Source organism: Rhizobium tropici CIAT 899 (assembly GCF_000330885.1).
GTDB classification, from domain to species: Bacteria; Pseudomonadota; Alphaproteobacteria; order Rhizobiales; family Rhizobiaceae; genus Rhizobium; species Rhizobium tropici.
In genome coordinates, this window is the sequence record NC_020061.1 from 304,086 (window position 1) to 325,887 (window position 21,802).

Sequence of the window (21,802 nt, forward strand, 5' to 3'; positions counted from 1 at the left end):
GTAGCGGTGCGCTCGGCGGCGAGATGGATCGCTTCGCGGAGCATTTTTTCACGCTCGGTTATAAGCGAGCGTCTGCCAAGATTTACCTGAGCCGGATTGCGCGCTTTAGCCAGTTTGCCGCGAGGCGTTCTTCTGGGCGGCCGCCGCTTTCTGGATTGGTTCCGCCATCACCATCTCGGCCAGGACCTCGAGCCGTTGACGGCTGAGCAGGTCCTTGCTGCTGTCGAGCATCGGCTGTCGCTATCGGCGACCTCCGGCAGCCGCACGGCAGCGACTGCTCACACTCGAACATTTCTTCGGTTTTTGTATTGGGCTGGCTACCATCGCCAAGATCTCGCCGGCGTTGTCCCAAGGACGCCCTCTTGGCGTTTGGCACATTTGCCGCCACGCCTTGCATGGGATGACGTTCGGCAGGCGATCGATGCGATCGGCGCAACGACGCCGGTCGACATCCGCGATCGAGCCGTCCTGCTGCTGCTCGCCACTACGGGCATTCGCAACGGCGAGTTACGCGCCATTCGGCTGAAGGATATCGACTGGCGTACTGGCGAGGTTTTTGTCCGGCGCACCAAGGGCAAGCGTGATCGGGTGGTGCCACTCCTAGAGGAGACCGGCGCCGCACTCGCCGATTACATCCTGCGCGCTCGACCGAAGGTGGATAGTCCGTATCTGTTCCTGTCCTTCACGCCGCCGCTGGGGCCGTTCAAGTGCGCGTCGCCTGTTTCGAGGATCGTGCGGAAGCGGTTGCGGCATGGCGGGGTCGAACTTGGGCGAGTCGCAGGTGCGCATCTCCTGCGCCACAGCCTTGCCACCCAGCTCGTCAGGCAGCAAAGGCCAATCAACGAGGTCGCCGATCTTCTTGGCCACCGGAGCATCAACACAACGGCGTTGTACGTGAAGGTTGCGGCCTCGCAACTCGCCGAGGTCGCACTCCCCTTTCCGGGAGGCGCCGCATGACCGCCTTTGCCCGATTCCTCGGCGAGAAGGTTGAGCGTTACATCGAACTGCGCCACTCGCTCGGCTATGCCTTCAGTAAGCAAGCTGGTACGTTGCGCGCTTTTGTCCGCTACGTTGAACGCACTCAAATCGACGCGCCCGCCACCCGGACGATGGCGCTGGACTTCGTCCTATCGTTCGGCGGGGCCGCCAACAGCCGCACCACTCGTCACGGCGTGCTCCGCAGATTCTACGAGTATCTCGCCGTCTATGACGCCCAAACCGAGAGCTTGGAGCGTAGGGTCTTTCCCAGATCCAGGGCAATTCCGCCGCCGCGGATCCTCAGCGAGTCAGAGTTGGCGTCGCTCATCGACGCATGTGCGCGCATTTCGCCAAGCATCCCTCTCAGGGGGCGGACGATGGCAACGCTAATCGGATTGTTGGCAAGCTCGGGACTGCGATCTGGCGAAGTGGTAAGGCTTGATCGTTCCGACGTCGATCTGACCAACGGGGTTCTTCTCGTTCGGAAGACGAAGTTCCGCAAGGACCGTCTCGTTCCAGTTCACACGACGACCCAGGCTGCCCTTCGCCACTACGCCAGTGAGCGTGACGCCGCTTTTCCCACGCCCAAGGACCAGGGCTTCTTCCTCAGCTCTCGTGGCAACCGCCTCTCAGCGACCGGCCTGCAAAACGGTTTTGCCGAGGTGCGTAAGCTCTCCGGCCTTGATGGCGGTAAGCCCTTAAGGCCGCACGATCTCAGGCACCGGTTCGCCGTGACCCGCCTCAGCTTCTGGCATCAACAGCGCGCAGACGTTCAGGCGTTGCTCCCGTTGCTCGCCACCTATCTCGGCCACGCCAGCTACAGCGATACCGCTTACTACCTCACTGGTTCGGCGGATCTTCTCGCCATTGCGGCGGACCGCGCTTTCCTCGATGGAGGTGCAGCATGAGCGAACATCTGCTCCTGGCGCCGCTCCTGGAATCCTACTTTCGCCGGCGCCTAACCAAGCAGCGCAACGCCACTCCCGCGACTGTCGCGAGCTATCGCGACGCCTTGCGCATGCTGATCCTCTTTGCCGCCGCCAGGTTGCGGAAGAGGCCGGCGGCGTTGGTGCTCGAAGATCTCGATCGAGACCTCGTTCTCGCATTTCTCGACGAACTCGAGGAGAAGCGGAACAACACCGTCGCCACGCGTAATGCCCGACTAGCTGCGATACGATCTTTCTTCCACCATGTGGCAGCCGCCGACCCGGCGTCCTTTGGTGTCGCGCAACGCGTGCTGACGATTCCCACAAAACGCGCGCACATTGAGGTGACGCACCATCTCACCGACGCAGAAGTGGACACCGTCATTGCGGCGCCCGATCAGAGGACGCCCCGTGGTCGGCGCGACCGCGCGTTTCTGCTGTTCCTGGCGCGGACCGGCGCGCGGGTCTCCGAAGCCATCGGTGTCAATGCTGACGACCTTCAGTTGGGACGCCCGCACTCGCAGGTGCTATTGCACGGTAAGGGGCGCAGAGATCGCGTCATCCCCGTTCCTCAGGATCTGGCGAGAGCGCTGGCGGCCTTGTTGCGCGAGCGCGGAATCACCAACCACGAACCACGACCGATCTTTATCGGTGCCCACAATGAGCGCCTGACGCGCTTCGGGGCGACCCACATCGTACGACGAGCGGCGGCCAAGGCAGTGGCCACAAGGCCGGATTTGGCCGAAAAGCCCATATCGCCACACATCTTCCGGCACTCCCTTGCCATGAAGCTTCTCCAGTCCGGCGTGGATCTTTTGACGATTCAAGCCTGGCTCGGGCACGCACAGGTCGCCACCACCCACCGCTATGCCGCCGCGGATGTCGAGATGATGCGTAACGGACTCGAAAAGGCGGGCATCAAGGGCGATTACGGGACGCGCTTCCGGCCCACCGATGCCGTTCTGCAACTGCTGAACAGCATCTAAGCTAAAACATTATGTGGCGGAAGATGCCAGATTTGGCAGTCCCCGGCTGGCGCCATGACGGCTCCGCCACAAAATCTCACCCGATGCATAAAAAGGGGTCGAGGCCGCCATCGCGCACCAGGGCCATCAGCGAGGCCGCGCCTTTGCGGAAGTCGACCGGTTGGCACGACACATAGACCACGACACCCGAAGCGATCATGCTTGCCGTACCGCCCTGACGATGCCGCTCAGCAGCGCCGGATCGATCGAAGCGCTGACGCGAAGTGTCGTGTCGCCCACCTGGATCTCGACAGTGTCCGTCCGCACCGCCTCGAAACGAGTAAAGGCCTCATCGTTTTCGGTTGCTCTCAACCGCTGAACCGAACCAGATGCAAGGGCTACGCGCCGCCATCCAAAGAGCTGCGATGGGTCCATTCCATGGGCACGCGCGACCGCAGAGACATTTGCGCCCGGAGCCAACGCTTGCTCCAGGATCAGAGCTTTCGCCTCATCTGACCACGACTTCGGTTTCCGCCGCGTTCGCACCGGCTCCGCCGTCAGAATTTCGAACGTACGATCATGATTCATATCTTCACTCATAGGATTCCCAGCATGATTCATGCTGAAAATGAGCGATTTCGCGTCTCCATGCTACGTGGGATGGCCTGTCCGCTTACGAACAGTGGAGATAACCCCTTCGTTGGCTAATTCTGCGGAGTTGGCACATCTTTTGCTTGCTTCCTATTGCGAAGCAATGGACTGCCGATCTTAACGTCAAGGACGAGATTATGATGATGAGAAGTAGAAGACAGCGTGCCGCACATCGAGTAATTTCATGTTCGGCGCCGTCCTGATTCTCCTGACGATGTTGGTGCGCTTGGGTTGACATCGCCTGATCTTCAAGAAAGTTTCAATCAAACCAGGTCCCGGGGAACGCTTAAGCACGTGGATGCCGTAGGCAACACGGGCTGTTTGAGGCATCGCGGAATGGTCACGTTTGTCAACGAAGACGGCGACCTTAATCCATAGACCAAGGAAAAGCCTTTGTCGCTTAAGCATTTGCCTAATAGACTTCAGGAAGTAAGAATGGATTGTCCCACCACAAGTCTCATAAAGAACAACTATGAGCGATTTCCTCGGCAAATGAAGGTCGCTGCGCGTTGGTTGGTTGACCATCCGACAGAGGTCGCACTGCTGTCAATGAGGGAGCAGGCACGCCGAGCACGAGTGCCTCCGGCAACATTAACGAGACTTGCAAAACGCCTTGGCTTCGACGGTTTCGACAAATTAAAGGAGGTATTCGCCGATAGGGTCAGGGAACGGCCGGAAAGCTTCGGTGGGAGTGGAGAGGAGTTATTGGCACGAGCGGAGATCGGGGGCGATGGCGTCCTCATATGCGATACAGTGAATGCTTTGCAGGGTCATCTAAGCAGGTTCGCGCAGCCGCCCGCGATTGCCGCGTTGGCGGCAGCAGCCGACCTAATAGCGGAGGCGAAACAAATTTTTTGCGTCGGCCGCCGTTCAAGCTTTCCCATCGCCTATCTAATGCACCATGTTGGATCATTGCTTGGCTCTCCTACAACATTGATCGATGGGATGGGCGGTGCCTCCGATGATGCGCTTCGGTCTGTCGGCCCAGAAGACATTTTGCTAGCGGTCACAGTCAACCCTTACACTCGCTTCACAGTACAGGCAGCCGAGTTTGCCGTATCCCGTGGTGCAAAACTCGTCGCTTTGACGGACAGCGAACTGTCTCCAATCGCCAAGATTTCTCAAGCGGTAATCCGCGTTCGCACCGAAGTTCCTTCATTTATTCACACGATGACTCCCGCATTGGCCGCAGTAGAATGTCTCATGGAACTGGTCGCCGCGAGACGCGGGAGCTTCGCTCTTCGAGCTCTGGCTGACCATGAAGAACAACTTATGGAATTCGAAACTTATGCTCTGAAGAGCGGCGTCGGCAAGAACTCTCATGACTAAAGAAGAGCCAGAAATTTGAACCGCTCGTTTCCGCCTAGCAGGTCGCTGAACTCTATCGCATCGAGGCTGAGTTGCGTTTGTTTCCCCTATCGATTGGCCGGAGGACAGGATCGATCAGCGCCCTTGATAGCGCACATGCGGACCTAGCTGAGCCACCATCTGGCTCGCGTCGCTGGCTGCTCAACTGTCTAAAGCTCTGTCTCCCGCCCTGCGCAGCCGCTCCAAATACCAGGCCCATAATAAGGAAGGCCGAAGGTTGCACGATTTACCTTTACAATGAACATCAGAGCTCACGTGCGATAACTGGCTATCAAACCGAGTCTTCAAATCCTCTTATGTTCGTTGTCAAGTGGTCTAGGCATGACTGTGTCCCTTCCATCAGCAGTGATGAAGCCGTGTAGATGAAGCTGATATACAAAGTTGGAGGCAGGGCTTTCGACGACGGTTGGCATACTCTTGTGCGCGGGTTGTTTACCGCATTTCCGTAGGTTCTGTCGGGCGAAATGAAAAACTGACCCCCTGACGAACCGAAGAACTGACCCCTCGTGTCAAAACGAGGAATGATGGATGACGAGCACGATTTTATCGCATCCTGCATTGTCGCGAACGATGCAGGACGGGGATATGCTTCAGGCTGATGAGGTGGTGGCGATGTTGCGGCTGCACGAGCTCGGTTGGGGCGCCAAACGTCTATCGAAGGAGTTCGGATGCGCCCGCAATACGGTCCGGCGTTATCTTCGAGAAGGCGGAGTTGCACCGTTCAAACAGCCTGTTCGGCGCACGGGGTTCGACGGGCTTGATGATTGGCTTCGCGAGCGTTTTTTCCGGCACGACGGCAATGCGGATGTAATCCGCCAGGAGTTGGCGAGCGAGCATGGAATCACCATCGGTCTGCGTTCAGTTGAGCTTCGAGTTCGGCAGTGGCGGCGAGAGCTAAAAGCACAGAAGCGGGCGACAGTCCGCTTTGAGACGGCGCCAGGCCATCAGATGCAGATCGACTTCGGTGATACGAAGGTATGGATCGGCGGCGAGCGGGCTCGGGTTCATCTGTTCGTGGCGACGTTGGGCTATTCGCGACGGATGCACGCTCGCGCGTCACTGAGGGAGCGGCAGGCGGACTGGTTCGAGGGGATGGAAGGCGCCTTTCTGCGGTTTGTTGGATTCCGGCGGAAGTGCTGATCGACAATGCGAAAGCCCTGGTCGAGCATCATGATGCGGTGACGCGAGAGGTAAGCTTCAACGCGCGACTGCATACTTTTGCCCGTTATTGGGGCTTCACGCCGCGGGCCTGTGCACCGTATCGGGCGAGAACGAAAGGCAAAGACGAGCGCGGGGTCGGCTACATCAAGAAGAACGCGATCGCCGGGCGACGCTTCGAGAGCTGGGCCGAGTTCGAAGCGCACCTGGATCGATGGACACGCGAAGTTGCCGACCAGCGTGAACACGGCACCACCGGTGTCAAACCGGCGGAACGTTTTGCCGACGAAGCCAAGGCGCTACGTCCGCTGGCCGGACGGGCACCCTTCGGACAATTGCGGGATCTGGTTCGCAAGGTTCAAGCCGATTGCGCGATCGACCTCGATACCAACAGCTACTCGGTCCCTTGGCACCTGATCGGTGAAAGCGTTCAGGTCGTAGTGTTGGCCGGCCGCGTGATTATCCGTCATGCCGGCCAGGTCATCGCTAACCATCCCCAGTGCCGGGGGCGACGACAACGAATTGTGGACCGGGCGCACTTTGTTGGCGTTACCGGCTTCGACGGGCCGGTTCGTAAGGAGGCCATCGAGGCCGCGCCCGCTGCCTTGCTGCGGCCGCTTGCGGAATATGAAGCAGTGGTTGGAGGAGGCTGGTGATGACGACTGTGGATCATGACGTGCTGATCGCAACGCTCGACCGGCTGAAGCTGACGGCGATCCGCGACCAGCTCGATACGTTGCTGGACGAGGCAGCGCGGTCGAAGATGACATTGCGGGAGGCTCTCGCCTTCCTGGTATCGCGCGAGATCGCCCGGCGCGACGAGCGGCGGATATCAATGTCGAGCAAGCTGGCGCAATTCCCGTTCGTGCGCGAACTGGACGGCTTCGACTTCGAGGCGCAGCCCTCGCTGGATCAGGGGCAGATCAGGGAACTAGCGACCTGCCGCTGGATCGCCCACGGTGACACTGTTCTGTTCCTTGGACCGCCAGGTACAGGCAAGACGCATTTGGCGGTGAGCCTCGGCCGCGAGGCGATCCGTCAAAATTACAACGTCCAGTTCGTCACGGCGGCTACCTTGGTGGCGATGCTGGCGAAGGCTCACAGCGACGGCTCGCTCGACAAACAGTTGACGATTCTGTCGCGACCGAAATTGTTGATCATTGACGAGCTGGGGTACCTGCCCTTCGAGGCCAATGCCGCCCACCTGTTCTTCCAACTGGTGTCTCGGCGCTACGAAAAGGGCTCAATCCTGATCACTTCAAATCGCTCTGTGGGCGAATGGGGAAGTGTTTTTGGGGATCCCGTCGTTGCCACGGCAATATTGGATCGCCTGCTTCACCACTCGACAGTGATCACCATTCGGGGCGATAGCTACCGACTTCGCGAAAAGCGCCGCTCCGGCCTTCTGCAGAAGGCCGGAGCGGCGCTTGAAACCAACGAAACTGCAAACAAATGAGGGGGTCAGTTCTTCAATTCGGCAGAGGGGTCAATTCCTCGATTCGCTTGACAGGTTCGTCTGGGGCTGCCTCTGTCTACGATCGGGCATGGGCTCAACGCTTGCCACTTGGATTTGGCGAGGATTCCCCACCGGGGCTCTGCCCCCAAGTTTATACATCAGCAGATATATGCGAATGCTGATTAGCTGCTTCCTTTCATGTATTGAGGTTGGCGTTGATCACGCTTATGCCGCGGGAGCGACCTCTTGACCGATAGCCCACAGGAACGCCGCCATTTCCCGAGCGATCGCGATGGTGGCTACTGCCTTGAGCTTCCCCGCGCCGATAAGTTGATGATAGCGTGCGCATAGCCGGATCTGAGCTTTCCAGGCGATTTCGCGGACCGGCTGTGGCAGCCCCTCCAGTCTTGCCTGAATGGCCCGACTTACCCGGGCCGGGTAATCTATACGTCCACGCGCCCTCAGAACACGGCGGGCCCGCGTACTTCCCGCCTTGGTGATACCCTTGCGTTTCACCGGTTCGCCAGTCGAGCTCTCGGACGGCACAAACCCCAGATACGCCATCAGCTGCGGAGCCGTTTCGAAGCGCCTGACGTCGCCGATTTCAACCACGAAAGTCACCGCTGTGAGGAGCGAGACGCCGCGCATTGCTTGATAGGCTTCGACGACTGGCGCCATCGACCAGGAGACCACAGTCGCGGCGGCCTGTTTGGTCAGCCGCTCTACCCGAACCTCAGCGTCTTCGATGGTCTGAATGTATTCTGCGAGAACGATGTGGTGGGCGGGATGGGTGAACAACAACTCTGCCAACCATCGCCGATGGACTTGTGTCCAGGGCGAGCGGCCGCTATAAATATGACCGCGACGCAGCAGGAAAGCCTGCAACTGCTGGCGGGATTTCTTCAGGGCGTCGTTTGCAGCCTCACGAGCCCGGACCAGATCGCGGATCGCCTCATGGGTCTCATCTGGAACCCAAACTCCCGTCAGTTCCCCCGCCCGGTGCAATCGGCTTGTTCGAGCGACCGTCGGAGGAACAGCTCAGCGGGCAACACCTCACTACCGCAGCAGGTTTGATCTAGCAATCCCGTATGCGAGCTCGTGCGGCTCACTGTTGTCAACTCACATAGCTCAGATAGGGCCGATATAGGGGAAACGTGATAGCTTCCGGTACGTTGCTGATTACCGCCAGCGCGGTGACCGCGTTGTAAAAAATGACCTCTTTCGGCATGCCCTTGTCTGCCTGCGTTAGCGCATCTAATACGCTGCGATTCGTGTGAAAATCGATGTTGAAGGAAATCGAGGCCGATAAGCTGCGAACGTGATGGAGCGTTCCGGGCGGCATATAAAGGATGTCACCGGGATTTACCGTGATTACGAGGGGTGTCGCTCGCTTGTACTGCGGAAAGCGCACATAGTCCGGTTGCTCCGGGTCCACATCAAACCACCGCCAACCTCGGCGTGCACAGCGGGTGGCTTGGCTGGGTGGGAGAATGGTGAACTGCTTCGCACCGAAGATTTGGAAAAATAGGTTATGGCTAAGCAGCGTATCGAAGTGGAGGGGGGTAACGGTTCCTTCCGGACCCATGAAAAACTGCGTATAGCGCCACCAGTGCCGGCGGTAAGACGAACTGACAAAGTTAACCGGGAAGGGCTGACAGTCCTCCGCCAAGCTCTCCACTAAGCCCAGTAGGGGGATGTCGTGGCAGTAGGGTGCCGCTCTCGCGTTCAATGAAGAGGCTCCATCGTGGCAAGACGGTGACTCCATTACAAACCGGGCGTATTTTGCTAGTTCCCAAGAAGAGACCTTAATCTCGCTGCCGTCGAGCGTTTTGGTGGGTACAATCATTGACCCGGCGACTTTCTCAAAATACTCAGGTGACCAGCGCTGACAGGCACTCCAGGCTGCACAGCCTCCACGTAGGAGAACCGGCCGCATGGGATCTCGGTAGTTCGTCGCAAATTCCCAGTCAAATAGCTCTGTCACTGTAGGAATCGATGACCAGCCAGAGTCTTCTAGCGGCGCCAATGAGGATGCTACTGTTTCAAGTTCAACCATTTTTAATCTCATATTTTGCGTGAATTCGTTAAGCGACGACTCCCATCGCGACCGTAGCGAATTGGCTAACCAGCAGCATGCGGTATTAACCTCTTGGACGGGTAAGTAGACCTTGTATTTATGCAGGCGGCGGTCGAAACGTAGACCCGGCACTATCGAACCACTCGGGTCCCACTTCCGTATGCTTGCTCACACACTCACGAGCACTTGTCGCGGAAGGTGTCGTTTGCACCGAACTCTCTGAGCTTTGTAAACCGCATGGGATCACTATTCCCGCAGACGGTGTACATTCATTCCTGTCATTTTCCTGTTAATTTCCGGATAGAAGGATATTCGGAATGTGCCCACCTGCTCAACTATTAGTCTTGGTAGTTGGTGTATATACATCTGAGCAGACCACCTAGGATGCGTACTGTCGACCGCGGGCATACAACTCGATCACCGCAAATGTCGGGATCTGGAACGATGCGCACGAGATAGGTGCTGGTTTCCATTGCTTTTGAGCCGGATGGAGCGTGCTGAAACCAACGCATCAACGGCAGGGCGGCTTTTGCAAAGCAGGTAGAGACGTGGGGAAGACCTTCTCACCAGCAGCTTTGGGTTCGCACCAGTTGGCGACTTACTTGGCGATCGCGGTTTGCTGAACATCTGGCGTCGGGACGCTCGGCTGACCGTATGTCGGCGAGGAGATCTTGAAGATCGTCAATCCCATTTTCGGTCAGGCCTTTTGCCATCTTCACTGCCGCCACGGAGATAAACCAGTTTGCCTTCGGCGATATTGTCCGAGTTGGCGGTTACCTCTCGACTAATTCGAAGTTCTCGCCGATCATGGCGACGACTTCTTGTGAGCAAGATAAAACCTCCACCTTCGGTGGAGCGTAAGCCCCGTCTGTGTCCCATCGGTTCGGCTGCTTTTTGCAGCATAGGTTCGAATGCGAGAAGGTTTCCAGGCGCATATGGAAGCTGAATGATGGATGATGGATTTGTTGGTCGGTACGAGGTTGTTGAGCCGCGCCGCGGTAACCGGCGGTCGCCGGATGATGTGAAGGCTCGAATTGTGGCGGAAAGCCTTGAGCCTGGTGTTCGTGTTGTTGATGTCGCGCGTCGTCACGGCGTAATAGCGAACCAGCTTTCCGATTGGCGGCGTCAGGCTCGCGACTGCATTCTTATACTGCCGTAACACTGCCGTCAGAGCGCATGGTGTCGAGCCAGCGTTCGTGCCTCTGCCAATCGCTGCGGAGTCGCCTGAGCCTGTCACTCGTTTGGACGCTCCTTTAATGTGATCCGTGAGGTGCCGCTCCAAATCCGACCTGATCGGCCAACGTCGAGGTCGACAGGTCTATGCCCTCACATTTGAACCTTGTGCTCTGGCGGTTCAGCGGACTGTGCATCCCAAATTTGTCGAAGACGATCGTCGCCAGCAGATGCGGACCGATGAAGCCGCGCGGCGTGGCATGGAACGGTGCTGGCGCCTGGCTGATCGCCTCGCAATCGCGGCAGGTAAATTTCTCCCGAACCGTCTCGATCACTTTGAAGCGGCAGCGGTATCTCCTCCAGTGTCTCGTTGACATCCTCGCCCAGCTTCGACAGGCGCGGCCCGCCGCCGCAGCACAGATGGTCGGGGGATCGATCACCACGCGCTCGCGCTCGGCATCCTCTGGCCAGGGTTTGCGCACCGGCCGTTTGCGTGTGAACGAACGCACGCTCGACGTTCTGGCGGCAGCAGCCTGGGCCGCCACTTCATCCTCCGTCGCGGCCATCAGTCGGGTAGGCGCGGCCCGTTTCCGGGCCGCACCCCCCTTAGAGTCGGATTCGAAAAGCGTTCAACGATATCCATACCTTGCTAGCCGTCTGGTGATGAGACGAATGTGGGCGATCATGATCCACGCTTCGGCTGATGCGATGGAGCGTTCGACGTCTTTGGCCAATCTGCGGCATCTGCCAAGCCAGGCGAAGGTCCGTTCGACCACCCATCGACGCGGCAGAACCTCGAAGCCTTTCGCCTTGTCTGAGCGCTTGATGATCTCGATCGTCCAGCGCCCGATCTTTTTCAGTCGCCGCTTCAACTTATCGCCCGCATAGCCACCATCGGCGAAGACATGCAGTAACCATGGCCACCTGTGGCGGATGGATTTCGGGAGATCGGGAGCACCGTCGCGATCCTGGATGTCGGCGCTGTGCACCATGAGAGCGACCATCAGGCCGAGCGTATCGACGATGATATGGCGCTTGCGGCCTTTGGTCTTCTTGCCCGCGTCATAGCCCCGGATGCCGCCGCTTTCGGTGGTTTTGACGCTCTGGCTATCGATCACACCGGCCGTCGGGCTTGCCTCCTTGCCCTCCAACTCGCGCGTTTCCATCACGAGACGATGGTTGATGCGTGGCCAAAGTCCCAACGCTCTCCATTCATAGAAATAGCGCTGGACGGTCGAGCAGGGTGGAAAATCCTTCGGCAGCATCCGCCATTGGCAACCAGTTGTGGCGATGTAAAGCAGGGCATTCACCACCTCTCGCAAATCCGTGGTCCGCGGGCGGCCCAAGCGGCGCGGCATTGGCAGGAAAGGCTGAACCAGACCCCATTCCCGATCCGTCATATCGCTTACGTAGCGTGCCGTTCGCCGGGCATATTGCCGACGGGTGATTTTGGTCCAGGCCATCGTGTTCTCCATCGAATCTCGCAAATCCGAAGGAATCATAACCTGTTGAAATCACCCACCTCTTTTTGAGGCAGCCTCTGAGCTTAGAACTGCACGTGCCAGTTTCCCGGCATGCAGCTCAAGCCTCTGCTAAGCCCTCAGCGACGAGAGCCACCGGTTCCGGTGATAATAAAAGGGAGTGGGATCGTGGATCGAGCTTATCCGCTCGTGGCGAGGGTTGGTGTCGCCGTAGGGCGAAGTAACCATCCCACGCCGGATCGAATGGATTGGCGTCAGCCCGTACCCTCGCCGTTTGAGTGACGATAATCCTCCGATGCATTTCCCGGGTGTGTCCCAGATGGTCCGGTCCACCCCGGGTGTTCTCTTTCCTCTATTTTCCGTTACTCGCTTCACGGCCAATGCCTTGCCGCTGAACGAGTGGGTCAGCAGCCGTTGTAAGGCTTTTACCTTGCCCCAGCGGCGTTCCCGAACTGCTTTCGCGATACGCACTTGCAGCCGCCGCACGGATTGTCGAACCTTGCTCCAGTCAATCTGGTTCCAGTCCGCCGTTCCGCGGGAGGCTGCACCAGTCATTTTCATGACCGCCATTTGCTTTTCCTCCTGTAAGGGTTCTGCCTGTTCTCTCGCGATGAGAGACCAGTCGGAAGTCTGCTCCCTTTCGGGCGGGGTGATGTTGGTTGCCCATAACCCCTATCCGCGCCATTGCAGCACGGCCTTCGCTTTCTCCAACATCCTTTACCCGCACCTCCGACAGCGTTCCTTGCGGTCGGCCTGCCCGTTGCCGGGCGGGGATACGGGCTTACCGTGTTTCACTTGAATAACAGGAGCGGGTTAGACCCTGCCTTTTCGCCGGCGGTCATGTTGTCCGTGTGCTTCCAAACTAGCGGGAAGCATCCGACCGTGCACCTTTTGGTTCAAGCCTGTCAGCATCTTTGGCTTGTTCTCGATGACGACGAGTACAGCAGTTCACTTGAGTTGGTCATACCGCCCAGCCTAGCGCCCGATCCGCGTCGATGCTCGCAGATGATGCCTCCACCTCACGGCTTCCGCACGGCCCGAGGGCCCGGCTACATTGTCCCGGCAGCTTCACACCGGATTGTTGCCAATCCCGCATGTGCCGGTAGGCTACAGACGACGGAACGTCAGGTTCTCTGCGTGGTTTTTCTCCTTTCCCTTTCGAACAATTATTCAAGCGACTTCACGTCGCACCGAGCTCTTCGAGCTGTAATTCAGACGCGCCGTGCGCTCGGACCTCTGACCGCGCAGTTCGCGCCGGAGCTTTTCGATCGCCAGTTCCAGACTGACGATCAGCGCCTCGCTGTCCGACAGCATGGCCTGTGCATTGGCAGCTTGGGCCACCGCGATGTCCCGCTCGGCGGCAACGACATCGCGTTCGGCCTGAAGGATCGCACGCTCGGAAAGCAGCGCCCGATAGGCGCTTGTAAGGTCCGCAGGAAGATCGGAGGGCTTCGATACCATGAGCCATCTGATCAGATTCACTCAACATTTTCAATATAATAATGCTATCCGACCTTCGTCGGACGAGAGGTTTCCTGCGGATGGCGCCAATCAATTCCGGACAACAAATAAGAAAGCTGCGCAGGCGATATCGCTATCGCGCCGCCTTCCGCAGACGGCCAGACGAACCGCCCGCGGTCTAACTTTTTGGCATAAAGCGATAGTCCGACACCGTCATGCCATAGGGCCTTGATCAATCGACCATTTCTCCCGCGGAAAACAAAAACGTCGCCCTGGAACGGATTGCGGCTAAGCCCCTCTTGCACGATGAGAGCCAACCCCTGCATACCCTTGCGCATATCGCAGTGACCGCTGGCAATCCACACTCTGACGTTCGAACTGATCGGGATCATCGTCCCTCCAGCACATCAAGCACGCGCGACAACGTCGAGGCATCAAAGTCACGAGTGACCCGCACCGACCGGCCCCGGCCAACATGGATTTCGATCGCAGAAGACGCCGTCGCAGCCGGCATTCCCATTGCCGAGTCCGGCGCCTGTTGTACCTTCACCGGAACGAAGGCGCGCGGCTCTTCCGCTCTCTCTGCAACACCAAGCTCACGACGCCACCGATAAACCAGTGACCGATCAACGTCGTGACGTCGCGCAACCTCCGTCACCGTCATCTCGCCAGTCAGCGTCTCCGAAACGATCGATTCCTTGGAAGTTCGTGTGAACTTCCGGCGCCGCATACTGCCCGCCAAAATCTCAAGCTGATGGATAGACACGTCGTTATCCTCGTTGTTAGCAACGTGGCGATACCGCTCACCTCAGCAAAACATCGCTATCACCGTGACAAAGCAAGGCGGTCCTCGGCGTGGGCATACGAATGAACGGGGCATTGCCATGAACCGCCGCAATGCGCTCTTTGCAGGCCATGATGAAGGCGGACGCAACTGGGCCCAGTTCGCCAGCCTGATTGGCACATGCAAAATGAATGGCGTGGAGCCCTACGCTTATCTGTGGGATCTCTTCACCCGTCTCGCCAATGGCCTCTTGCCAAAGATATCGACGCTCTGATGCCATGGGCTTATGCCGCTCGCATCAAGACCTCACAATGAGCTCGTCAGATACTATCCTGAGCTCATATCCGGCCTTAGGGAACACTATTGAGTCGCTGAAACTGAAAAATCAATGGGGCGTAGACGCCGCACACGGCGGAGCCACAATGCACCTGAGAGTCACAAGCTGCGGGTCTTCACAAGCCACGACAGCGCCAGCACCGCATCGTCGATATCCCTTGCGAGAGCTTTTGACGAGCAAATACGAAATTAATGCGGTCCTCGCCGAATGCGTACTGCATCTCAAAAGCTGCTCGAGCAGATGCTTACAATTGTTCCTGTTCGCCAATGTTCGGAAAAGGTGTAATCGACCAACTGATTAGGTTAACGGCACGCTCAAGTATGATCTCGGTCTGACTGCGACTGGGTGAGGTGGCAATGACGTGTCCAATCGAGTCTCGGTCATCGCTTTTCCTGACGAACGGCGTCTTCGGTTTAAGGTACAGTTCAATCTCGGCGACACCGGGCTCAGCGGCTGCCTGCCTATCGCCATTGATCCAATCGAGGATGCCATCGGTATCAGGAACTAGGAATCGTGCGGCCGCCGTCTGCGAACGTCTTCGGCTCAAATCCCATTTCTCGCCTATGACAAGCTTGATGTGCTGATTGATAAGATCGACACCATAAGCCAGCTGAATCAGCCGAGGAGTGGTCCAACCCGGAAGACGCGGATTGACTTCAATAGCGACTGGACCTCGCTTCGTCCACCGCAATTCAATGTTCGCTGGCCCCCAACCAAGACCGAGAGCTCGTAAGCAGCTTAGTGAAACATCGGCGATGCACTTACATTGACCATCAGTTAGGGGCGCCGGAAAGATGCTCTCACGAACGACGAAATGCGGTGGGCTGCCAAATTTGGCGGTGCCAATTGCAACGACCTCATTCCCCATTGTGTCGACACTATAGTATGGTCCTTGAGCGAACTCTTCGATTAGTATCCCTGGCGAAGATCGCCAGATGTGCTTACCGCCCAGCAGATAAGTCGTGTGTTCAGCCACCTCCGTGATGTTGCGGCATAATCGGACCCCGCTGCTGCCGCTGCCAGTGACTGGCTTAAGTATCACCGGCAGACCAATCTCCTCTGCAGAGCTTTCAACGTCCGTTGCATCCGTTGCCAAGCGGTAGGCAGGTATTGGAACGCCCGCCCGTGCGAGGAGTTGACGTTGAACGAATTTGTCGTAGCACTGTTCAATCGATGCTGGGTCTGGTCCGGGTAGATCGAAATGGCGGCAGAGCCTCCCGACTGTCACATAGACCGATTCATCTCGGCCCGCGAACCCAGTGATGCCCGCGATGTCATAAGTCGCACGTAGCTGGGTACACTCATGAATCATTGCATCGAGATCGCCTGTATCGACACGGATCGCTTGTACCCTTTTTGCCGAAATATAGTCGTACTGAGCTGGGTCAACCGATAGAGTAATTGGTTGAATGCCAAGGCGCTGGGCAGCTTGAATATACAGAGGACCATTACCTCTACTACCTTCAACTAGGATGAGCGCTCTTCTTGCCATTTACGCGGAGCTCCGACGTTGACGCTCTGGATGATCTGAGGGCAAATTGCAAAGTCCCTCTCTCACTCAACGCGTTTCTTCAGTTTATGTGAGCGTATCATTGTCGGCGGGTTGCTTGTGCAAAGATTCTGTAAAACTTTTGAAGGGCCTATGCAGCGTCTATTTGAAGTTGAATCTGTCAAGTTCGTCAAACGAGGCCAAGGTAGTCGGCCGTGAATTATCCGGAAGTAGTTGATGTTTCCGGTACATCGTACGTGTCCCATTAATCGGTGTCGCAAGAAAGCTGTCGCATTGCCTCAGGAACAATGGGAGCCAACAAATGTCGAGACCTAGTGAACGGCGCGAGACGGGAGCAGGATCCGTTCCGGTCTCGTCTTGATCAGATCATTGATCTGAAGCACGACCTTATCTGGTTGGCGCAGACAATCGATTGGCCGTTCTAGAAGAACGATATGGTGAGATTTATTCCGATGGAGCCGGTATGCCGCCACTACCTCGACAGCCTCTCCAGTATTTCTGCGGCGGGACATTCTTCCAACACACATTGCCGTTTCGATCGTTCGTCGCTGATGGCAGCGCAAATGCAGTTTGTCGCATGGCTGGCGCCAACGCATGGGCGAGTAGCGGATAAAGGCGCTTCTGCAGGAGAGCCTCTTGGTGGCGTCAAGACCGGTGCGATGAAGTCGTCGGACACGCGGCAGGCGATCGTCGATACAATAGTCCAAGAACATGATGTTTCCGACCGCCGCCAAGCTCATTGACCGGGCACGGAGCGGCTCGTGTGGCTGGCTCGCAGGGTGGCGCTCGATCTGCGCCAGACGGCTGGGAAAATTCGCCCTGATCCAGCACCAGCGGTATCCCCATGCCAAACAGTTCAAGCGGGCTGGGACGGCGCTGCCCAAGCTAAGGACCTATCTCGGGCGAACGATCCGCGACATCTCACGCCGACGAAGTGTAAGCGCTCATTTCGTTGCGCCTTTTCGCGTTGAATTCTCTGCCGCATGAAGTGTCCACTTAAAATAGGTGGACACCAAATATGAGTGACGAAGAGCAGAAACTGCGAGTGCGGTTGGTGGGACGTGATGGGCGACGCCGCTATGATCCGGGATCAAAGGAGCGGCTTGTTGCGGCCTGCCTTGAGCCTGGTGTGTCGATATCCGGCCTTGCGCTTACGCATGGGATCAATGCCAACCTACTGCGCAAATGGGTCAAGGATGCCAGGGAGGCTCGCTTCTCGGCGGGATCTGCAAGCTCGCGGTTTATCCCGGTCGTCGCGGCAGACTGCAGCCTGCCTGTCGGGACCTCCTCGTTGGAGATGCCGGTCGCGTTTAGGGAAGACCAACCGGCGTCACTGGGGAAGGCCAATCTGTCAGGTTCTTCCAAAATAAGCGCGTTGCTACCAAACGGCGTGAAGCTGACGCTGGAATCCGGTGATGCTGATGCTTTGAGGACAATCATCGGAGCTTTGGGTCATGTTCAGACTGGGCGCTGATCTCAAGGTCTACCTGCATCGCGAACCGATCGACTTCCGCGCCGGCATCAACAGCCTTGCGGTCCTGGTGCAGGAGACTATGGCGCTGGACCCGTTTGCGCCTGCGGTCTTTGCCTTTTGCAATCGCCGCCGTGACCGGATGAAGCTCCTGTTCTTCGATCGGTCCGGTTTTGTGATGGTGCTGAAGCGATTGTCGGAAGACCGGTTCCGGTGGCCACGTCGGGAGATGATGGTGGTAACGCTGACGACCGAGCAATTACACTGGATTCTCGACGGCATTGATATCGACGCGATGGTCCGCCATCCGGTTCGGCAATACCAGATCGCCGGCTGACAGTTCGCAACGTCTGCGGTTGACGGGGCGAAACGGTTCAGATTCAAGAATCTGATGATCCGACCCGGCGAACCCACTGTTGAGGAGTTGATGGCGCGCATTGCGGCGCTGCAGGCGGAAAACCGTCAGCTCACGGAACGCGTGGTCAAGCTCGAGGAAGAGTTGGTGCTGGCGCGGCTGCATCGTTTTGCGCCGAAGAGCGAAAAGCACGTGGACCGCCTCTTCGATGAAGCCGAGCAGGTTGCCGATGACGACGCCAGCGGAGAAGATGGCGAGGTCGTCCACCTGCCGGACACCGGCTTGCCATCGACCGAAAGGCCGGAGGGCAAGAAGCGTGGCCGCAAGCCCCTGCCGGAACACCTGCCGCGCGAGCGCGTCGAATATGACATTGCCCACGATCAGAAGGCCTGCCCTTGCTGCCGTCACCAGATGCATCGCATGGGTGAGGCGGTCACCGAGCAGCTCCATATCGAGGTGAAGGCCAAGGTCCTGCAGAATGTGCGGTTGTCTAATCGCAATCCATTAGTCAAGTTGGTTTGGCCATTCAGTATCGCACCGTATTGCAGCACGCAAAACGGCGTATCAATTCGATAGATCGGGCCTCAGCGTCGTTTTTTTCTTTACAGCCATCCGGTGCCAGGGGCAGGGTTGTCTTCGCGGTCGACATAGGATCGCCGCATAATGGGTCTTCGCAGGGTGGACCTTCCTTTGTTCAAAACGCAAGTCTCAACGAGCTGCAGCCGCAACATACGGAATGATCCAACCCACGTCCGTGGCACGGACGCTGAGTACGCCTCAAATCAGATTTGACGCGTTGAGGTTTAAGGCAGGTACTTTCGCTTTATACGGGAGCGCCAGCCAATGCGTTGAACATTTCTCCTGTTTTGAGCATACTATGCATGATGACGGCAAGCTTTCGGGCGACCGCCACCGCAGCGCGCTTGAAGCCAAGCCGGTCACGCAGCTTGAGCCCCCAATTCTTCAGACTGCATTCGGTCCTAGCACTGGTTCTTGTAAGAAGCACCATCGCCGCTTCGTAAAGCAGCCCACGCAGACGGTTGTCGCCTCGTCGCGAGATATGGCCGTCATAATCGACCTCTCCTGATTGATAACGCCGCGTTGTCAATCCAAGCCAGGCGCCAACGGAGCGCGACTTTTTAAAGTTGTCTGGGTCTTCGATTGCGGCGACATACGAGATGGCGGTGACGGCGCCGACCCCTGGGATCGTCATCAAAAGCTTGGTCTCCTGACTTCCCCGTGCTGCCGCGAGCAACTGGTGATCAAGACCGGCAGCGCGTCTTCGTATGTCGCACCAGGCGTCGAGCAGAGGCAATATGATCTTAGCCAAGGCGTCATTCCCATCCAGGAATTGTCTCACGTTCCCGTCAAATATTCGCCCCCTCCCTTTCGGGACAATGAGACCGAAAGTCTTCATCAGACCGCGAATTTGATTGCTGAGCTGGGTCGAGATGCTGAGCAACTGATTGCGAGCGGTCACCAGCGTGCGTGTCAGCATGCTGTCGAATGCCTTTACCCGAACCGTCTTGTAGAATCCGGCTTCGGCCAAATGAGCTAAGCCATCCGCGTCATTGGCATCCGTCTTGTTGAGCGTCTCATCCAAAATCCTTTGGGCGTGCCGCGCTTCGATGCAGATCGCCGGCACTCCTTCGGCCGTGAGCGCATGATAGAACCACGTAGATAACGGACCCGTCTCGAATACAACGCGCTTGGCGTGAGGGGCGTGCCTGCGGATCATCTCCGACAAAAGTTTTGGGTCGGATGGGCACTTTCCCCGCCAGATCCGCTTCCCCTCCTGTCGGATCGAGATTGCAGTTTCTTTCAATGAAACGTCCAGCCCTATATATTGGTCCACGGTTGCCTCCATTTGATGTTTGGGCCCGGTTCCAATCGTGAGCCCGTATTTCCATCTTATCGGGGGCAACCACCCCCGCCAGTAGACATTTCGTGCCTAGCATCGGGTGACGCGCGCCGCGATTACCCCATGTTCAAGTATGCCTGCCGCCATTGCGACCGCACCGGCATCAACACGCCTGTCATTCTCGCGCCAATGCCCGCGCAGGCCTTGCCGGGCAGCATCGCCACGGCCTCGACACTGGCCTTCGCGCTCGTCCATAAATATGTCGATGGCACGCCGCTCTACCGCCTGGCCCAGGCCTTCGAGCGTGCCGGTGTTCCCGTCAGCCGCGGCGCTCTCGGGCATTGGGTGATCGGATCGAGCGAGAGGCATCTCTCCCGAATCTATGACGCCCTGAAATTGCGGCTCAGGGCGCAGCCGCTCATCCATGGTGACGAGACCACGGTCCAGGTCTTGAAGGAAAAGGACAAGGAAGCCACCAGCACATCCTTCATGTGGGCATACAGGAGCGGGGAAGACAGCGGCGAGCCAATCGTGCTGCTCGATTATCAACCCGGCCGCGGCCAGATTTATCCGCAGGCCTTCCTCGGCGACTACCGCGGCATCTTGATGAGCGATGGCTACACCGCCTGGCGCACATTGAACGGCGCGACCCATGTTGGGTGTATGGCCCATTCCAGGCGTCGCTTCGTCGACGCGCTCAAGGCAAGGAAGAAAGGCGGCGGTCCGCCGGAGCAGGCGCTCAAGTTCTTCGCGCAGCTCTACCGGATTGAAAGCCAGGCGCGCAATGAGAAGCCGGATAAGGACGAAACGCGAGATCACTGCATCCACCGCTTCCGCCAGCAACACAGCGTCCCCATCCTGAACGCTCTCAAGGCATGGCTCGACGACATCGCGCCGAAGGTCTTGCCCGATACCAAGCTTGGCGATGCCGTGTCCTACACCCTGAACCAATGGGAGTACCTGACGCGCTATACAGAAGACGGCAGGATGCCGATCGACAACAACTTGCTTGAGCGCGACATCAGGATTTTTGCCACGGGAAGAAAGAGTTGGCTGTTCAGCGACACCGTGGACGGAGCCAAGGCCAGTGCCGTCATCTACAGCCTCATGCTGACATGCCGCGCCTGCGGCATCGAACCCTTGGCTTATCTGCGTCACGTCCTTACCGAATTACCGCAGCGTGTCATCGAAGCCGACATCACCGACCTGCTGCCCTTCAACTTCGCTGAAACGCTGAAACCGCCGCTGCATGATCCAATGGCAGCCGTCTGACGGCGACCCCGGTCAAACGGGCCGCGTCAACGCGCATGGAAATGAGCGCTTACGACGAAGTCGAATGCATCCGAAGGCAAGGCGCACAAGCCCTACGAGTTTGGCGTCAAGTCTCGGTGGCCTCGATACTGAACCGCTCTCCAAAGGCGGCCAGTTCGCCCTCCATGCCATGGCACTGCCAGGAACCCCTATTATGGGCGCACCCTCGAGACCATCATCCCCGACATGGAGGAGACGATCGGCAACGAGTTGTCCGCACCTGGCCGATGCCGGATATCGCGGCCACAATTCACCTGAGAGTCACAAGCTGCGGGTCTTCACAAGCCACAACAGCGCCGCGTGACGCCGGCCATCAAACGACAGATGCGACGAGAGCCAGCCGTCGAGCCCGTCATCGGCCACATCAAGAACGAGCATCGGATGGATCGCAATTATCTCGCCGGACAAAAGGAGATGCCGTCGATGCCGTTCTGGCTGCCGTTGGCTACAACTTCTTGCGCCTGCTCAGGTGATTCAGA

At 57.9% G+C, this 21,802-nt stretch carries 17 protein-coding genes and 11 pseudogenes; 14 read left to right on the forward strand and 14 right to left on the reverse strand.

Annotation, left to right across the window (positions count from 1 at the left end):
- Positions 1–105: 105 nt before the first annotated feature.
- A complete protein-coding gene (locus RTCIAT899_RS34415) occupies positions 106–231 on the reverse strand; it encodes a hypothetical protein (protein ID WP_276307848.1) in 126 nt (41 codons plus the stop codon).
- Positions 232–369: 138 nt separating this feature from the next.
- On the opposite strand from RTCIAT899_RS34415, the gene RTCIAT899_RS34200 reads away from it, so the two are divergent.
- Genes RTCIAT899_RS34200 through RTCIAT899_RS21070 form a run of 3 tightly spaced genes read left to right on the forward strand, consistent with a single transcriptional unit; the run spans position 370 to position 2,890 of the window.
- Entirely contained in the window at positions 370–957 is a 588-nt protein-coding gene (locus RTCIAT899_RS34200) for a site-specific integrase (protein WP_028755352.1), read from the forward strand.
- Positions 954–1,886, forward strand: coding sequence for a tyrosine-type recombinase/integrase (locus RTCIAT899_RS21065; RefSeq protein ID WP_004126144.1), 933 nt, complete (start codon positions 954–956; stop codon positions 1,884–1,886). Before RTCIAT899_RS34200 ends, RTCIAT899_RS21065 begins: the two co-directional genes overlap by 4 nt.
- On the forward strand, positions 1,883–2,890 hold the full coding sequence (locus tag RTCIAT899_RS21070; protein WP_004126146.1) for a tyrosine-type recombinase/integrase: 1,008 nt from the start codon (positions 1,883–1,885) through the stop codon (positions 2,888–2,890). The genes RTCIAT899_RS21065 and RTCIAT899_RS21070 overlap by 4 nt, the downstream gene beginning before the upstream one ends.
- Positions 2,891–2,966: 76 nt before the next feature.
- Here the strand turns inward: RTCIAT899_RS21070 and RTCIAT899_RS34420 are convergent, their stop codons facing one another.
- Entirely contained in the window at positions 2,967–3,089 is a 123-nt protein-coding gene (locus RTCIAT899_RS34420; RefSeq protein WP_141694186.1) for a transposase, read from the reverse strand.
- Positions 3,086–3,457, reverse strand: a complete 372-nt coding sequence (locus RTCIAT899_RS21075; protein ID WP_240535525.1) for a transposase — start codon at positions 3,455–3,457, stop codon at positions 3,086–3,088. The genes RTCIAT899_RS34420 and RTCIAT899_RS21075 overlap by 4 nt, the downstream gene beginning before the upstream one ends.
- A 498-nt stretch (positions 3,458–3,955) precedes the next feature.
- On the opposite strand from RTCIAT899_RS21075, the gene RTCIAT899_RS21085 reads away from it, so the two are divergent.
- The 3 genes and pseudogenes from RTCIAT899_RS21085 to istB all read left to right on the forward strand — a co-directional run bounded on the left by RTCIAT899_RS21085 (position 3,956) and on the right by istB (position 7,502).
- Positions 3,956–4,849: a MurR/RpiR family transcriptional regulator gene (locus RTCIAT899_RS21085; RefSeq protein WP_004126151.1), complete on the forward strand. Its 894-nt coding sequence runs from the start codon at positions 3,956–3,958 to the stop codon at positions 4,847–4,849.
- A gap of 567 nt (positions 4,850–5,416) precedes the next feature.
- Positions 5,417–6,702, forward strand: a pseudogene (gene istA, locus RTCIAT899_RS21090) (IS21 family transposase).
- Positions 6,702–7,502 (forward strand): IS21-like element ISSme2 family helper ATPase IstB, encoded by an 801-nt coding sequence (gene istB, locus RTCIAT899_RS21095; protein WP_004126157.1) that lies wholly within the window; start codon positions 6,702–6,704, stop codon positions 7,500–7,502. Before istA ends, istB begins: the two are co-directional and overlap by 1 nt.
- A 225-nt stretch (positions 7,503–7,727) precedes the next feature.
- Here the strand turns inward: istB and RTCIAT899_RS21100 are convergent.
- The 3 genes and pseudogenes from RTCIAT899_RS21100 to RTCIAT899_RS34205 all read right to left on the reverse strand — a co-directional run.
- A pseudogene (locus RTCIAT899_RS21100) lies at positions 7,728–8,513 on the reverse strand (IS110 family RNA-guided transposase); the annotation flags it as partial.
- A gap of 103 nt (positions 8,514–8,616) precedes the next feature.
- Positions 8,617–9,558 carry a cupin-like domain-containing protein gene (locus RTCIAT899_RS21105; RefSeq protein ID WP_240535526.1) on the reverse strand — a complete coding sequence of 314 codons (942 nt, stop codon included), beginning with the start codon at positions 9,556–9,558 and terminating at the stop codon, positions 8,617–8,619.
- 584 nt (positions 9,559–10,142) lie between these two features.
- Positions 10,143–10,388: pseudogene (locus tag RTCIAT899_RS34205) on the reverse strand (hypothetical protein).
- A 137-nt stretch (positions 10,389–10,525) separates the two neighbouring features.
- Here RTCIAT899_RS34205 and RTCIAT899_RS32345 point away from each other — a divergent pair.
- Positions 10,526–10,835: pseudogene (locus tag RTCIAT899_RS32345) on the forward strand (transposase); the annotation flags it as partial.
- 15 nt (positions 10,836–10,850) lie between these two features.
- Here the strand turns inward: RTCIAT899_RS32345 and RTCIAT899_RS34515 are convergent.
- From RTCIAT899_RS34515 to tnpA (RTCIAT899_RS21135), 6 genes and pseudogenes are all read right to left on the reverse strand, one after another.
- Positions 10,851–11,315: pseudogene (locus tag RTCIAT899_RS34515) on the reverse strand (IS66 family transposase zinc-finger binding domain-containing protein); the annotation flags it as partial.
- A 66-nt stretch (positions 11,316–11,381) separates the two neighbouring features.
- Positions 11,382–12,215, reverse strand: a complete 834-nt coding sequence (locus RTCIAT899_RS21115; RefSeq protein WP_004126178.1) for an IS5-like element ISRtr4 family transposase — start codon at positions 12,213–12,215, stop codon at positions 11,382–11,384.
- Positions 12,216–12,344: 129 nt separating this feature from the next.
- On the reverse strand, positions 12,345–12,803 hold the full coding sequence (locus RTCIAT899_RS21120) for a reverse transcriptase N-terminal domain-containing protein (RefSeq protein ID WP_051043303.1): 459 nt from the start codon (positions 12,801–12,803) through the stop codon (positions 12,345–12,347).
- Between the two features lie 642 nt (positions 12,804–13,445).
- Positions 13,446–13,694, reverse strand: a pseudogene (locus RTCIAT899_RS21125) (IS66 family transposase); the annotation flags it as partial.
- Positions 13,695–13,738: 44 nt separating this feature from the next.
- Positions 13,739–14,086, reverse strand: coding sequence for an IS66 family insertion sequence element accessory protein TnpB (tnpB, locus tag RTCIAT899_RS21130; protein ID WP_004126182.1), 348 nt, complete (start codon positions 14,084–14,086; stop codon positions 13,739–13,741).
- Positions 14,083–14,460 (reverse strand): IS66-like element accessory protein TnpA, encoded by a 378-nt coding sequence (gene tnpA, locus RTCIAT899_RS21135; protein ID WP_004126183.1) that lies wholly within the window; start codon positions 14,458–14,460, stop codon positions 14,083–14,085. Before tnpA (RTCIAT899_RS21135) ends, tnpB (RTCIAT899_RS21130) begins: the two co-directional genes overlap by 4 nt.
- Before the next feature lie 106 nt (positions 14,461–14,566).
- Between tnpA (RTCIAT899_RS21135) and RTCIAT899_RS32360 the strand changes: the two are divergent.
- Positions 14,567–14,793: pseudogene (locus RTCIAT899_RS32360) on the forward strand (transposase domain-containing protein); the annotation flags it as partial.
- A 266-nt stretch (positions 14,794–15,059) separates the two neighbouring features.
- Here RTCIAT899_RS32360 and RTCIAT899_RS21140 read toward each other — a convergent pair.
- On the reverse strand, positions 15,060–16,307 hold the full coding sequence (locus tag RTCIAT899_RS21140) for an ATP-grasp domain-containing protein (RefSeq protein WP_004126188.1): 1,248 nt from the start codon (positions 16,305–16,307) through the stop codon (positions 15,060–15,062).
- Positions 16,308–16,626: 319 nt separating this feature from the next.
- Between RTCIAT899_RS21140 and RTCIAT899_RS32365 the strand changes: the two are divergent.
- The 4 genes and pseudogenes from RTCIAT899_RS32365 to RTCIAT899_RS21160 all read left to right on the forward strand — a co-directional run.
- Positions 16,627–17,252: pseudogene (locus tag RTCIAT899_RS32365) on the forward strand (transposase family protein); the annotation flags it as partial.
- 91 nt (positions 17,253–17,343) lie between these two features.
- Positions 17,344–17,799: an IS66-like element accessory protein TnpA gene (tnpA, locus tag RTCIAT899_RS21150; RefSeq protein WP_004121997.1), complete on the forward strand. Its 456-nt coding sequence runs from the start codon at positions 17,344–17,346 to the stop codon at positions 17,797–17,799.
- The gene (tnpB, locus tag RTCIAT899_RS21155; protein ID WP_004121998.1) at positions 17,780–18,133 is read left to right on the forward strand and encodes an IS66 family insertion sequence element accessory protein TnpB; all 354 of its coding nucleotides are present in this window, start codon (positions 17,780–17,782) and stop codon (positions 18,131–18,133) included. Before tnpA (RTCIAT899_RS21150) ends, tnpB (RTCIAT899_RS21155) begins: the two co-directional genes overlap by 20 nt.
- A 54-nt stretch (positions 18,134–18,187) precedes the next feature.
- Positions 18,188–18,637, forward strand: a pseudogene (locus RTCIAT899_RS21160) (IS66 family transposase); the annotation flags it as partial.
- Between the two features lie 337 nt (positions 18,638–18,974).
- On the opposite strand, the gene RTCIAT899_RS21165 reads toward RTCIAT899_RS21160, so the two are convergent.
- A complete protein-coding gene (locus RTCIAT899_RS21165; protein WP_015342012.1) occupies positions 18,975–20,006 on the reverse strand; it encodes an IS110 family RNA-guided transposase in 1,032 nt (343 codons plus the stop codon).
- A gap of 135 nt (positions 20,007–20,141) precedes the next feature.
- On the opposite strand from RTCIAT899_RS21165, the pseudogene tnpC reads away from it, so the two are divergent.
- Positions 20,142–21,284, forward strand: a pseudogene (gene tnpC / locus RTCIAT899_RS21170) (IS66 family transposase); the annotation flags it as partial.
- Between the two features lie 56 nt (positions 21,285–21,340).
- Positions 21,341–21,790 (forward strand): annotated as a pseudogene (locus tag RTCIAT899_RS32370) (transposase); the annotation flags it as partial.
- Positions 21,791–21,802: the final 12 nt, after the last annotated feature.

Excerpts from the sequence above, each read along its gene's own strand:
- tnpB (WP_004121998.1), top strand. The coding sequence starts at position 17,780 with ATGTTCAGACTGGGCGCTGATCTCAAGGTCTACCTGCATCGCGAACCG.
- tnpA (WP_004121997.1), top strand. The coding sequence starts at position 17,344 with ATGAGTGACGAAGAGCAGAAACTGCGAGTGCGGTTGGTGGGACGTGAT.
- RTCIAT899_RS21115 (WP_004126178.1), bottom strand. The coding sequence starts at position 12,215 with ATGGCCTGGACCAAAATCACCCGTCGGCAATATGCCCGGCGAACGGCA.
- istB (WP_004126157.1), top strand. The coding sequence starts at position 6,702 with ATGACGACTGTGGATCATGACGTGCTGATCGCAACGCTCGACCGGCTG.
- RTCIAT899_RS21085 (WP_004126151.1), top strand. The coding sequence starts at position 3,956 with ATGGATTGTCCCACCACAAGTCTCATAAAGAACAACTATGAGCGATTT.
- RTCIAT899_RS21065 (WP_004126144.1), top strand. The coding sequence starts at position 954 with ATGACCGCCTTTGCCCGATTCCTCGGCGAGAAGGTTGAGCGTTACATC.
- RTCIAT899_RS21120 (WP_051043303.1), bottom strand. The coding sequence starts at position 12,803 with ATGGCGGTCATGAAAATGACTGGTGCAGCCTCCCGCGGAACGGCGGAC.
- RTCIAT899_RS21075 (WP_240535525.1), bottom strand. The coding sequence starts at position 3,457 with ATGAATCATGATCGTACGTTCGAAATTCTGACGGCGGAGCCGGTGCGA.
- RTCIAT899_RS21105 (WP_240535526.1), bottom strand. The coding sequence starts at position 9,558 with ATGGTTGAACTTGAAACAGTAGCATCCTCATTGGCGCCGCTAGAAGAC.
- RTCIAT899_RS34420 (WP_141694186.1), bottom strand. The coding sequence starts at position 3,089 with ATGATCGCTTCGGGTGTCGTGGTCTATGTGTCGTGCCAACCGGTCGAC.
- RTCIAT899_RS21140 (WP_004126188.1), bottom strand. The coding sequence starts at position 16,307 with ATGGCAAGAAGAGCGCTCATCCTAGTTGAAGGTAGTAGAGGTAATGGT.
- tnpB (WP_004126182.1), bottom strand. The coding sequence starts at position 14,086 with ATGATCCCGATCAGTTCGAACGTCAGAGTGTGGATTGCCAGCGGTCAC.
- RTCIAT899_RS34415 (WP_276307848.1), bottom strand. The coding sequence starts at position 231 with ATGCTCGACAGCAGCAAGGACCTGCTCAGCCGTCAACGGCTCGAGGTC.
- RTCIAT899_RS21070 (WP_004126146.1), top strand. The coding sequence starts at position 1,883 with ATGAGCGAACATCTGCTCCTGGCGCCGCTCCTGGAATCCTACTTTCGC.